The sequence below is a fragment of the Rhizobium sp. 1399 genome, from assembly GCF_031455475.1.
Classification (GTDB): domain Bacteria; phylum Pseudomonadota; class Alphaproteobacteria; order Rhizobiales; family Rhizobiaceae; genus Rhizobium.
In genome coordinates this window covers 290901-303752 of the sequence record NZ_JAVDSU010000008.1, presented here as the reverse complement: position 1 = coordinate 303752, position 12852 = coordinate 290901, and the positions used below count along the sequence as shown (strand labels likewise).

The window sequence follows — 12852 nt, the reverse complement described above, 5'->3', positions numbered from 1 at the left end:
CGCGTTGGCAGGCTTCACTCTGGCGACCCTCACATAGTTCGTCATGCCGGTCTCGTGAGGCTTGAGGATGTGGGATTGGGCTCGCCTACTCGTCGCGTCGCAAGTTGCGAATTCGGTCGAAAAGAACGGCAAGGACAATTGCCCCGCCGATAAAGCAGCCTTGCCAGAAGGCGTTGATGCCGAGCAGGCCAAGACTGTTGCGAATAACCTCGATGAGCGCGGCGCCGATCAACGCCCCAAAGGCGGTGCCGACGCCACCGGCCAGATTGGCGCCGCCGATGACCGCAGCCGCGATGACCTGAAGTTCCATCCCGGCGCCGATATTTGTGGTGACAGCGCCGAGCCAACCGGTCTGGATGATGCCGGCAACCCCCGCCGACAGGGCGGAAATCATATAGACGATGACCTTGATCCTCTGCACGGGAACGCCAGTCAGTGTCGCGGCGTGCTCATTGCCGCCGATGGCAAAAACATAGCGGCCGAACTTGGTCCAGCGCAGCACAAAACCGGTAATGAGTGCCAGCACGACCATGTAAAGCACTGGATTAGCGATGCCGAAAAACCAAGCGCCGCCACCCAGCGCCAGCAGCTTGTCGTGATCAGGCCCGAACTGGAAAACGACGGTGTTGTTGGACGCAACCATCGCAAGGCTGCGCGCAATCGACAACATGCCGAGCGTGACGACGAAAGGCGGGAAGCCAAGATAGGCAATCAACAGGCCATTGAAAGCTCCGACCAAAAGAGCGGTACCGATCGAGGCGGCGATGCCGACCTCAATGCTGTACCCCGCGTGCATGACGACCGCCAGCACCATGCTGCACAGGCAAAGCACGGAGCCAACGGACAAGTCGATGCCGCCGGTGATGATGACCAGCGTCATGCCCAGTGCGATAATTGCGACGAAGGTGACGTTGCGGGTGATATTGTAGATGTTCTTTGCCGTCGCAAAGGAGTCTGTCGCCATCGACAGAAAAATGCAGGCGAAAATGACCGCAATCAGAACCCAAAATGTCTGGCCGCCCAAGATCGCCGCAAGCCAGCTCCGTTGCTTCTGTCCGATCGTCTGGTCAAGTGTAATCGCCATCGTCGACCTTCTTTCTTGCTGCTGCAACGGATAGCATCGATCACACCTGTTCGATGGCGCCGGTGATCAGTCCCGTCACTTCCTCCGGCGAACTTGCCGCAATTGGCTTGTCGGCCACTTTTCTGCCCCGCCGCATCACGATCACGCGGTCTGCGACCGAAAAGACGTCGGGCATGCGGTGGCTGATCAGGACAACGACAATGCCCCGGTCACGCAATTGGCGGATCAAATTCAGAACCTCGGCCACCTGGCGCACGGAAATGGCTGCTGTCGGCTCGTCCATCAGCACGATTTTCGCTTCCGACAGCATCGTGCGAGCAATCGCGACCGCTTGCCGCTGTCCGCCTGACATTTGCTTGACGAGATCGCGCGGCCGCGTCTCGGATTTGAGTTCGCGAAATATCTCGCCGGCGCGCTTGTACATGGTCTTGTAGTCGAGGATGCGAAGAGGCCATACGCCGCGGCGCAATTCTCGTCCAAGGAATACGTTCGCTGCCGCCGTAAGATTGTTGCAGAGCGCCAGATCCTGATGAACGATCTCGATGCCATGCAGCCGTGCCTCCTTCGGCCGATGAAGCACGAGATCGGCGCCATCAAGGCGCATGGTTCCGTGGCTCGGCCGAAAGTTGCCGGCGATCATCTTGACCAATGTGGACTTACCGGCGCCGTTATCACCCATGAGGCCGACCACTTGCCCCGCTTCGAGCGAAAACGAAACATCGTTGACGGCCTGGATGGCACCGAAATGTTTGGAAATATTGGTGAGCTCGAGAACCGCCACCAGCCTCCTGGCCTCCCAAAAACTTGTCGCTATCAGTTCGCTCCGGACCCGGCTTGTTTTCGACGAGGCTCAAGCGAATTCGCCTTTCCAATATCCTCCCAGGAAAAGCGATTATTAGCATTTACGCAAAACCCCGCGACAGCGTCAACTCATTGTCCGAGGTCTTGGCCCTATTGTAGCAAAAATCTGTTTTGTCGGACAAATATCAATTGACGGAAGTGGCGTCCGAATATTAGCTATCACTGGGAGAGAGAGCATGCTGATCCTTGTTACCGGTGCGACGGGCAAGGTCGGGCGGCGCTTCATTGCTGGGCTGCTTGACGATCCGAGATTTTCCAAAGCCCGTATTCGCGCGCTTTGTCATAACCGTTTGTGCGAGGCGACCGACCGTGTCGAAGTCATCCGTGGCTCGATCGCCGATCGCGATGTTGTGGCCGCGGCTCTCTCTGATGTTACCCATGTCGTGCATCTCGCCACATGCAAGGAAACGCCTGAAGACGTCATGGATGTCACGGTCAAAGGTCTCTTTTGGCTGCTTGAGGAGTTCCGTGCGAGCGTCACAGCGCGCCAGTTCATCCTGATCGGTGGCGATGCGGGCATCGGGCATTTCCACTATCGCCACAATGGGCCGATCACCGAGAGCGCACCCCACTGCGCTTATCCGGGAAGCTACGCGCTCTCCAAGGTTCTGGAAGAGGTCATGCTGGAGCAGTTTGGCATTCAGTACGGCCTCAATGGCTGTTGCCTGCGCGCGCCCTGGATTATGGAGAAGGACGATTTCAAATATTCGCTGTCCTTTGGAGACGACGTCTTCGGCGGCCCGGACTGGAAGACACTCGTTCCGGAAGAAGCCGCGCGGGGCTATGCGGCCATGGGGACTGTGCCGCTGTTGCTCGATGCTGACGGTCGTCCGCTGAAACGCAACTTCGTGCATGTCGATGACCTCGTATCGGCAATATTGGCAGCGATCGACAACCCCCGGGCGGAGCGGCAACTCTTCAATATCTGCATGGATCGGCCTGTCGACTATGCTGAAGTCGCCGCCTACCTGTCGCGCACGCGAAATCTCGGCTCCGTCGACATACCGAGCCGTTTTCATTCCAATTGGATGGACAACAGCAAGGCGAAATACCTGCTGGATTGGCGGGCAAACTACGATCTCGAAATGCTTATCGACTCGGCGTGGCAATATGAGCGTTCGAAGGAGGAGCCTCGCATCGTCTGGTATCCGGGTTGATTTCGTGTGGCGGGCATGTCGTGCCCGTCTGTTTCAAGGGAGGAAACCATGAGGAAGGCATTATTACTTACAGCCGCAGTTCTAGCATTGACCGCCGGGCAGGCCCTGGCCAAGAAGCAACTCGTCATCGTCGTCAAGGGCCTCGACAATCCGTTCTTCGAAGCAATCAATCAAGGTTGCCAGAAGTGGAACAAGGAGAACCCGACTGCGGAATATGAGTGCTTCTACACTGGTCCGGCATCGACATCGGATGAAGCCGGCGAAGCGCAGATCGTTCAGGATATGTTGGGCAAGGCAGACACGGCTGCAATCGCGATTTCGCCGTCAAATGCAAAGCTCATCGCGCAGACCCTGAAGACCGCCAATCCGACGGTTCCGGTGATGACGCTTGATGCCGATCTTGCAGCCGAGGATGCAGCCTTGCGCAAGACCTATCTCGGCACCGACAACTATCTGATGGGCGCACGCATCGGCGAATACATCAAGAAGGCCAAGCCGAAGGGCGGCAAGATCTGCACAATCGAAGGCAATCCGGGAGCAGACAATATTCTACGCCGCGCGCAAGGTATGCGTGACACGCTCACTGGCCAGAAAGGCCTGACCGCATTGAAAGGCGAGGGCGGTTGGACGGAGGTCGCAGGCTGCCCGGTCTTCACCAATGACGACGGTGCCAAGGGTGTGCAGGCAATGACCGATATCCTCGCGGCCAATTCCGACCTCGACGCATTCGGCATCATGGGCGGCTGGCCATTATTCGGCGCGCCGCAACCCTATCGTGACCTGTTCAAGCCGATGGCCGACAAGATCGCCAGCAACGATTTCGTCATCGGTGCTGCCGATACGATCGGTGACGAGGTTGCTATTGCGAGAGAAGGCCTGGTGACTGCACTCGTTGGCCAACGGCCGTTCGAGATGGGCTACAAGGCACCTACGGTGATGATGGATCTGATTGCCGGCAAGGCAGTTGAAGATCCGGTATTCACCGGGCTCGATGAGTGCACGAAGGACACAGTCGATACCTGCATTCAAAAGTAGGCTCGTGGCTTGGCGCACCCGGTACAAGGGTGCGCCGACTGCCTCGACGTGGCGGATCGAAAGATCTGCAGGGCTTGACGCGCCCTGAATTCCGAGCTTTGTGCCGGATCCAATCGCAGGCGACTTCCTCGTTATTACGATTGTTTTGATAATACGTGCAGACAGTCGAAAGAATGCTGAGGCAGTAGAAATAGATGCCTGACAAGAAATCGGGAAAGCCTATGACTCCGGTCGAGGTGGCGGTGGTTGACCGCTCAGCCACCACAAGGCGCCCAAATGCTCCCCGCATGACGGGGGCGAGTGTTCATGTGTCTTTGGCGGGCGAGATCGGTCTCCGGATCGTGCGCGGTGACTATCCGCCCGGCACGATCCTGCCAAACGAGGCAAAATGGTCGCAAGTCTTTGAAGTCAGCCGGTCGGCGGTGCGCGAAGCGATCAAGATGCTGATGGCCAAGGGCCTGCTTTCTTCCCGCCCAAAAATCGGCAGTTGGGTCGAACCTAAGGAACGTTGGAACCTGCTGGATCGGGATGTATTGGGCTGGTATGCCGCATCACCCGATCGCGAATCGTTTCTGAGGGCCGTGCAGGAACTCAGGCATATCATCGAGCCGGAAGCGACCGCGCTTGCTGCTGAGCGCCGAACTGAAGAGCAAATGAACGCGATCAGCCAGGCCCTGCATGATATGGGTCACGCGACATCACTCCAGCAGCGAACGGAAGCCGATGCGCGATTTCACATCGCGATCTTGCGCGCCTCCGGAAACGATCTGCTGGTGCCGCTCGGCGTATTGATCGAGTCGGCGCTGAACCACCTGTTCACCCATGTCACGCGTGAGGAAGACGACTTGGTATATGTGCTGAAACTTCATGAAAATATTGAGAAAAGCATCCGATTGCAGCGACCGAACATGGCGCGCAACGCAGTCCGCAAGGTGCTGGCAAATACAGACCAAATCATAGCACGGTGGTCACGATAGAAATTTGTATCCTGTCCGGCTGAGGGATCGGTCGCCAGTCCCGCGTGCGTATCTTGAAATATCGCCGAACCACTGACGGAAAAGCCCGCTCTCAAGCGGGCTTTTTGTTGGCCAAGAGCTTAAATTTAAAACCCGTTGCTTAGGAGGCCAGCGCTGTGGCCCCGCGCGGCGACCTCGCCATCAGTCGCGCATATGCGATGGCTGACAGCATATTGACGTGGTTGGCGCGGCCGGTTCCGGCGATGTCGAAGGCGGTGCCATGATCGACCGAGACGCGGTCGATCGGCAGGCCGAGGGAGACGTTCACGGCGGTCTCAAAAGCGACAAGCTTGATCGGGATGTGGCCCTGGTCGTGATATTGGGCGATGACGAGATCGAAGGCGCCGTTATAGGCGCGGGCGAAGACCGTGTCGGCGGAGATCGGGCCGACCACGTCGATACCCTTGGCCTGTGCGAGTTCGACGGCAGGCGCCAGGAATTCCGTGTCTTCGGTTCCGAAGAGGCCGTTTTCGCCACAATGCGGGTTGAGACCGGCAACGGCGATGCGGGCTTTCTTGCCGAGGCGCATGAAGTGATTGTGGCCGGCTTCGATCGTTGCCAGCACGCGCTCGGTCTTGGCCCGCTCGATCGCACCCTTCAGCGAGATATGGGTGGAGACGTGGATCGTGTTCAGCCGCTCGGAGGCGAGCAGCATGAAGGAACTCTTGGAACCGGTCAGATGCGCCAGCAGGCCGGTATGGCCATCGAAATGATGGCCGGCAAGGTTCATGGCTTCCTTGTTGATCGGCGCCGTGACGATGACGTCGGCCTCCTTCGACATTGCGAGATCGACGGCGCGGGCGATGTAGCGAACGGAGGCGTCGCCGGCGACCGGGCTGACCTTGCCGATTTCGGGGAGGGGGGCGCCAAGCGGTACCTCATCGACCGCGATGGTGTTTCCGTCATCGGAGGCGGAGGGGCCAAAATTGAGGCTGACGTCAGTGGCGCGCGCAGCGCGTTCCAATGCTTCGGCATTGCCAACGATGACGAAATCGCGCCGTTCGGCGGCCGGCAGTGCAGCCAGCGCCTTGACGATCACTTCAGGGCCTACGCCGGCAGGGTCGCCGAGGGTTACTGCGACTTTTGCATTTCTGTCCATCAGTCAAATTCCTCTTGAAAGCCCTGCCTCAATAGGCTGCTTCGTAGATCGAGCGTATGTCAGTGCGCGTCAAGTCGCGCGGATTGTTATCCAGGAGCCTGCGGATCGCGAAAGCATCGTCGGCCATGGCATCTAGATCGTTTTCCGGCACGCCGAGGCCGGAGAGCGTCATTTCGATGCCGAGTTCGGCGCAGAAGGCATAGGCCGCATCGAAGACCGATTTGACGGTATCGGATGTGTCGCGGCCAAGCGCTTCCATGACTGCCTTCGTCTTTTCCGGCACGGCCGGGGTGTTGAAGGCGAGAACATGCGGGAAGATCAGCGCATTGGCCGCGCCATGGGCGACATGCCAGCGGGTGCCGAGCGGATAGGCGAGTGCATGGCCGCCGGCTGTATTGACCGGGCCAAGGCAGAAGCCGCCATAGAGTGAGGCCAGTGAAAGCCCGGCACGGGCTTCGGCATCCGAGCCGTCGCGCACGGCTCTTGCAAGATACTTGCCGACGAGCCGCGTTCCTTCGATCGCATACATGTCGATCATCGGATGCGCCTTGCGATTGGTGAAAGCCTCGACGCAATGCGCCATGGCATCGACACCGGTTGCGGCGGTGGTGCGGGCTGGAACGGAGAAGGTCAGCGACGGGTCGATGACGGCGATATCGGCGAGCATGTGAAGGCTCTCGACTGCGAGTTTAGCCTTGGTCTCGGGATCGGTGACGAGCGCGCGGATGCCGGCCTCGCTGCCGGTGCCCGATGTGGTCGGCACCTGCGCGAGCGCTGCCTTGCGCGCCTTCTGCACCTTGTTCGGGCCGACAACTTCGCGAAGCGTCTGCTGCGAGCCGGCAAGTACGGCAGCGAGCTTGGCAAGATCCATGGCGCTACCACCGCCGAAGCCGACGATGAGCTCAGCCTGTGTCGCTTCTGCCGCGGCGAGCACTTTGTCGAGATTGGCAATATCCGGCTCGGGCGTTACATCGGAGAAGACCGAAACCTCACCCTTCAGCTGCAGCACATCAATGCGTGCGGCGTTGAAAGCATCCGAGATAACCAGCGTTCGGGAATAACCCTTGCCGGCCGCCCAGGCGCCCAACTTCCCCGCAGTTCCGACACCGAACTCGATCAGGTGTGGCCGGACAACGGTAATAGGTGAATCCAAACTGACCATATACGGTCCTCCCGATGCGCGACGGACTTGACCGCCAATGATGTAAATTTGTTATCCTGTCCTACCGTTTTTGGCAAGAATGAATGAGGATTTTTCTCGTCTGTCGATCAATTCCCGGCAAATGGGAGGTGTTTTTCATGCTCTTTTTATTTCTTAAATAATTGATATATAATGATAATTATTGCAATGCGACATTGGGTTCGTCTAGCTAAGCCAGCTTGGTCAATCGCTTGTCGTGTATTTGTAAAAATAATGACGCGCATGGAGGAGGCCGAAGTGTTTCACACATTTGGCCTCCTCCATGTGCAGTCGGAACTTGCGATTGCTTCTAAGCAATTGATTCCAAAGGAAGACGCACATGTTTGATGGCGCGCCGGTAATAGGTGTAGGCTACATGAAGCGCGCCATCTGGTCCCTGCGTGATGGAGGGATAGGAGAACTCGCGATTGAGCATATCCTTCGAATTGTTGCTCAGGCAGTAACCGTCGCCGGTATCGAGATCGAACTTGCGTTCGAAATGACCATCTGTATTGGCAGAAACTGCAAGGCTGAGCGGCGCGCGCGGAACGCCCCAGATGGCCTTTCTGGCCGGCATGCTCGAAATTTCCGCGACTGGCGCCTTATCGCTTTCGATTTCGTCATAGAGCGAGTGGCGTCGCGCATCGGAGGACGCGGCGTTGCTGTGGTTGTAAACCATCGCGATTCTCCGGTCCGTCAGCCCTACGGCCTGGATCGAGGAATTATTGTTGGGCAGATTGGTCGGCTCCGGAGCGCTCCAGGTCTCGCCCCGGTCTAATGACAGCGAGGCGCGAATATTCTCCGAATAACGATCGCGGAAGAAGGCGATCATCCTATCGCCCTCGAGCGGTATGATATTCATGTGCACGGCGCCCAGACTGCCTTCTATCTCCTTCATTTGCCAGCTCTTTCCAGCATCGCGGGAGATCAGAACGCCTGCGGTGTCGGCATCGCCGCTCCAGCGCTGACCGGGCAGGCTGATGCAACGGAAGATGGGAAGTAACCAGTCGCCTTTGCCATTAACGACAATCTGCTGGCGCACGAAGGTGCCCGGCAGGTCGCAGAGAATGGTGGGCGGAGCAAAACTCTCGCCACCATTTTTAGAGATCCGGCATTTGACAACCGCGCCGTCCTGATCGCCAGATGTTTGCGAGGTGTAAAGCAGCCAGACCCGACCATCCGGCGCGTTGAAAATCAACGGATTTTGCTCGGATTTTGCCGGATCGTCAGACATCTTCTCCGGTTCGGACCAGCGATCCGCGCCGGGTGCCAGCCGCGACATGTAAATCGAGATGTCGCCCATGCCTTCCATCGTGCCACCAAACCAGACGCAGGTCAGCGTGCCATCGGCCAGAAAAGCGAGATTGGAGGCGTGGTTCTGGATGCAGGGAGAGGGGAGATAGGCATCAAAGCGGTCAGTCTGGGCGGTATTTGCTCTGAGGACACCGTCCATCAACGTCGGAATGTCCTCGGGCTTCAAACCTGTCGTTTGCATGGCATCCTCCTTTACGGCAGCTTTGCGTAGCCTTCGGCGAGCGCTGCATATTCGGCATCATTGAGTGGCACCAGCGGCGGGCGCGTGCGTCGCCAGCCGGCATTGCCGGTCTTCAAGCCGACCATGGCTTTGATCGTCGGGATCTGGACATAGGAGTTCGACAGGGTGCGGAAGGCATTGATGCGCGCCTGCGCAGCCTCGACCTCTGCCCTCTTCGTCTCGTCGTGGACATGGTCGTAGACCGTGCGCAGCGAATTTGCGACGAGGTTCGAGGTCGCGGTAATGCAACCGGCGCCTCCGGCCTTCAGGAGCGGTAGCAGTAGCGGGTCGGCACCACAGAGCACCGAGAAGCCAGGGCAGGCTGCGATGATCGCCTGCATGTTGGTGAAATCGCCTGCGGATTCCTTAATGCCGACGACCGTTTCCGGGAAGGCTTCGACCAGCCGGCTGATCAGCGGAATGGAGAGCGGAACGCCTGAGACCTGCGGGATATGATAGAGGATCACCTGCAGCCTGGTATCGCCGATCTTCTCCAGAATCTGCGCATAGGCAGTGAACAGCCCCTCATCGGAGACACCCTTGTAGTAGAAGGGCGGCAGCATGACCACCTTGGTAACGCCAAGCGAAAGCGCATGCTTCGTCAGTTCGACCGTCTCGGGAATGGCGACGACGCCGGTGCCTGGCAGCAGCTTGTCGGCTGGAATGCCAGCCTTCAGAGCCGCTTCGAGGATCATGCGGCGTTCGGGGGAAGAGAAGGAGTTGGCTTCGCCCGTCGTTCCGAGCAGTGCCACGCCGTGGCAGCCTTCTTCGATCAGCCGCTGGCAATGTTCGGTGAAAAGGCCGAGATCGGGGCTGCCATCGGTATTGAGAGGGGTGGTGGCGGCGCTATAGACGCCTGTAATCTTGTGATTGCGCAAAGTATCCTCCTCGTCAGACCGGGCCTTCCCGGCACGTTCCTACGCTGTCGTATTCATCTCAATGCGGCGTAGTTGTCAATCTTACAAATTTGAAAATTTCGTATGCGCATTTTCAAGATATTGATTTTTATCATTAAATAATTGAGATCCTCGTTTTTAATCTTTCGTACCCTATTTTCCATTGACAGATTTACATTATCGCGCAAATGTCAGCGCCATATCGCGCAGCTTCGGGGAGGTCTTTCGAAAGGCGCGCTATTTGCCACGGAGGAGCAAATGACAATTGGTAGTGACCAAAACTTTTCGCAGATTTCCCGTCGTGAAGCGCTGAAGCTCGGGCTTGCGGCCGGTGTCGGCTTCTCGCTCTTCGGTGCGAGCGCGCGCATCGTCATGGCGCAGGACGGACAGGTCTTGAAGGCCATCAATCCGGCCTTCGACCAGGACTGGTCGCCGCTGCGCGGCGGCGGCAGAACCTTCCGCTGGAATTCCTTCTGGTGGGCGTCGCCGATGTATTTCGACGCCGAGGGCAAGATCCAGCCTTACGTCTTCACGAGCTGGGACTCGCCGGACAAGAAGGTCTGGACGTTCAAGATCGACCCGAAGGCAGTCTTCTCCGATGGCAGCAAGATCACCGCGGCCGATATCAAGGGCTCCTGGGAGGTTTCTTCCATGCCCAATACGAAGAACCAGCGCGTCGATCAGGTGCTGAACAAGGTCGCCGGTTACAAGGAAATCTCCGCCGGCTCCGCCAAGGAGCTGACCGGCGTAACAACGCCTGATGAATTGACGGTTGTCTGCACGCTGACGCAGCCAGATCCGATCTTCTTCATGCGCCTTGCCAACCACATCGTCCCGATCACCAAGGCCGCCCAGTCGCGCGGCAGCGATGGTGAGGAGGTGGCCGATTGGTACAAGCCTGATGGCAGCGCCGTCTATTCCGGTCCCTTCAAGCTGACGGCGCTTGATATCGACGCCGGCACGCTGACCTTCGAGCCGAACGAAAAGTTCTTCGGACCGAAGCCGAAGCTCGCCCGCATCGAGATCAGCTCGATCGAAGACAACGTGACTGCGACCTCGCTGATCAAGTCCGGCGAATACAATGCTCACACCGAGCTCGTCACCTCGACGATCATCCAGGATCTCGGCCCGGAGTTTTCTGCCGGTCCGCTCATCCCGACCAGCCAGCATTTCTGGTTCAACACGTCGCGCGCGCCGATGGATGACCCGAAGGTGCGTCAGGCGCTGATCATGGCGGTCGATCGCGACGGCCTGTTCAAGGCGTCCTATCCGGATGGTCCCCACAAGAAGGCCGACCAGATCCTGAACTCGGTTCCGGGTGCTGACAATTCCGGTTTCGAACCCTATCCGTATGATCCTGCAGCGGCCAAGAAGTTGCTGGCTGAATCGAGCTATGGCGGTCCTGAGCGTCTTCCAAAGCTGCTGTTCGTCGGCATTTCCGGCCCGGCGATCCAGGCGGCTGCCCAGTTCATCGCCGAGCAGTGGCGCCAGAACCTAGGCATCACTGCCGTCGACATGAAGCCGCAGCAGGACGCCTATGCCGGTCCGGACCAGAACTCGGTTCAGATCTTCCGTGATGACGTCGGTACGCGTGTTCCCGATGCGGTCTCCTATCTCGCCGGTTCGATCGCCTCCACCTCGTCCAACGCCCAGAATAAGCTCGGCGGATACAAGAACGACAAGGTGGACAGTCTGCTGGCGGAAGCCGCAACCAAGGCTGCCGATGATCCGGATCGCGTGAAGCTCGCGCAGGAGGCCCAAAAGGCCTTCCGCGACGACTGGGCCTTCCTTCCGTGGTACTCTCAGGCGATGTCGCGCTGGGCAACCAAGGACGTCAAGGCAATGGAAAAGAACCTCGACTGGCAGGTCGTGGCTCCCTGGGATGTTTCCATCGGCTGAAGCCGATAGCAGGGCCGCATGATGCGGCCAAAGCAGCGGCGCGAAGGCCGAAAGGCCTTCGCGCTATATTTCAAGAAGAACCGGCGGCTGCGGCCTCCCGCGGGAATGCGCCGGGCAAGAATGGGAGGTGGCCTTGCTACGCTATGTGTTCACGCGGTTTGCCATCTGGATTCCGTCTGTCCTTGTCGTGATGATGGCCGTCTACGCGATGGCGTTCTATGGCGCGGGCGATCCGATCAAGCTGATCTTCCTTCGCGCGCCTGGTGACGTCGCTTACAACCCACAGCGGATCGAGGCGATCCGCGAAAGTGCTGGTCTCAACAAGCCCTTCATCGAGCAGTTCGGCCTCTATGTCTGGAACCTCCTGCACGGGCAGTTCGGCAATTCGTTGACATCCGGCCGCTCCGTCTGGGCAATGGTTTCGGCAGCTGCTCCCGTCTCCTTCCAGCTTGCACTCTGTTCCATCATCCTGACGACGGTCGTTGCGATCCCGCTCGGGATGATCGCCGCTCTGAACCAGAACAACCGCATCGACTATACGATCCTCGGTACGGCACTTTTTCTCTGGGCGATCCCTGCCTATGTCGCCGGTCCGCTGCTGATGGTGGCGCTGATCGTGCTGTTGCCGATGATCAAGGTGCCCTACGGCTGGGGCGGCGTCTTCGACATGCGCATCATCCTGCCGCTCGTCGTGCTCTCCTTCCAGCCGATCGCGCTGATCGTGCGCCAGACGCGCGCCGCCGTTATTGAAGTGCTGTCCGAAGATTTCGTTCGCACCGCGCGTGCCAAGGGCGTGCCGGAAATCGTGGTGGCGCTGAAGCATATCCTGCGCCCGGTGCTGACGCCCGTCGTCACACAGCTCGGTCTCATCATGATCACCATCGTCAACGGCGCCATCTTCGTCGAGCTCGTCTTTGGCCTGCCGGGTCTCGGCCGGTTGACCGTGCAGGCGCTCACCAATTCCGATTATCCCGTCATTCTCGCGATCACCCTGATCGGATCCTTCCTGGTCATGGTGTCGAACCTGCTGGTCGATGTGCTCTACCCGCTGCTCGATCCGCGCGCAAATGATTCCAGAAGGAGCCGCTGAT

11 protein-coding genes are annotated in these 12852 nt (G+C 58.6%); 5 read left to right on the top strand and 6 right to left on the bottom strand.

Going from position 1 to position 12852, the window contains the following annotated elements; translation table 11 throughout:
• Positions 1-85: 85 nt before the first annotated feature.
• Both J2X71_RS24710 and J2X71_RS24705 read right to left on the bottom strand, forming a co-directional pair.
• A complete protein-coding gene (locus J2X71_RS24710) occupies positions 86-1084 on the bottom strand; it encodes an ABC transporter permease (protein ID WP_310386140.1) in 999 nt (332 codons plus the stop codon).
• A 40-nt stretch (positions 1085-1124) separates the two neighbouring features.
• Positions 1125-1865, bottom strand: coding sequence for an ATP-binding cassette domain-containing protein (locus J2X71_RS24705; RefSeq protein ID WP_310386138.1), 741 nt, complete (start codon positions 1863-1865; stop codon positions 1125-1127).
• 256 nt (positions 1866-2121) lie between these two features.
• Between J2X71_RS24705 and J2X71_RS24700 the strand changes: the two genes are divergently transcribed.
• The 3 genes from J2X71_RS24700 to J2X71_RS24690 all read left to right on the top strand — a co-directional run bounded on the left by J2X71_RS24700 (position 2122) and on the right by J2X71_RS24690 (position 5114).
• Complete coding sequence (locus J2X71_RS24700; protein WP_310386136.1) at positions 2122-3102, top strand: NAD(P)-dependent oxidoreductase; 981 nt, start codon at positions 2122-2124, stop codon at positions 3100-3102.
• Positions 3103-3150: 48 nt separating this feature from the next.
• Positions 3151-4137 carry a substrate-binding domain-containing protein gene (locus tag J2X71_RS24695; RefSeq protein ID WP_029868596.1) on the top strand — a complete coding sequence of 329 codons (987 nt, stop codon included), beginning with the start codon at positions 3151-3153 and terminating at the stop codon, positions 4135-4137.
• A 194-nt stretch (positions 4138-4331) separates the two neighbouring features.
• Positions 4332-5114, top strand: coding sequence for a FadR/GntR family transcriptional regulator (locus J2X71_RS24690; protein ID WP_310386135.1), 783 nt, complete (start codon positions 4332-4334; stop codon positions 5112-5114).
• 139 nt (positions 5115-5253) lie between these two features.
• On the opposite strand, the gene pdxA is transcribed toward J2X71_RS24690, so the two are convergent.
• The 4 genes from pdxA to J2X71_RS24670 all read right to left on the bottom strand — a co-directional run bounded on the left by pdxA (position 5254) and on the right by J2X71_RS24670 (position 9844).
• Positions 5254-6252, bottom strand: coding sequence for a 4-hydroxythreonine-4-phosphate dehydrogenase PdxA (pdxA, locus tag J2X71_RS24685; RefSeq protein WP_310386134.1), 999 nt, complete (start codon positions 6250-6252; stop codon positions 5254-5256).
• A 28-nt stretch (positions 6253-6280) separates the two neighbouring features.
• Complete coding sequence (locus tag J2X71_RS24680) at positions 6281-7414, bottom strand: iron-containing alcohol dehydrogenase (RefSeq protein ID WP_310386131.1); 1134 nt, start codon at positions 7412-7414, stop codon at positions 6281-6283.
• Positions 7415-7742: 328 nt separating this feature from the next.
• A complete protein-coding gene (locus J2X71_RS24675; protein ID WP_310386129.1) occupies positions 7743-8927 on the bottom strand; it encodes an exo-alpha-sialidase in 1185 nt (394 codons plus the stop codon).
• Positions 8928-8938: 11 nt separating this feature from the next.
• A complete protein-coding gene (locus J2X71_RS24670) occupies positions 8939-9844 on the bottom strand; it encodes a dihydrodipicolinate synthase family protein (protein WP_310386127.1) in 906 nt (301 codons plus the stop codon).
• Between the two features lie 276 nt (positions 9845-10120).
• Between J2X71_RS24670 and J2X71_RS24665 the strand changes: the two genes are divergently transcribed.
• Both J2X71_RS24665 and J2X71_RS24660 read left to right on the top strand, forming a co-directional pair.
• On the top strand, positions 10121-11761 hold the full coding sequence (locus tag J2X71_RS24665; protein ID WP_310386125.1) for an ABC transporter substrate-binding protein: 1641 nt from the start codon (positions 10121-10123) through the stop codon (positions 11759-11761).
• A gap of 133 nt (positions 11762-11894) precedes the next feature.
• Positions 11895-12851 carry an ABC transporter permease gene (locus J2X71_RS24660; protein ID WP_113322721.1) on the top strand — a complete coding sequence of 319 codons (957 nt, stop codon included), beginning with the start codon at positions 11895-11897 and terminating at the stop codon, positions 12849-12851.
• Position 12852 lies beyond the last annotated feature (1 nt).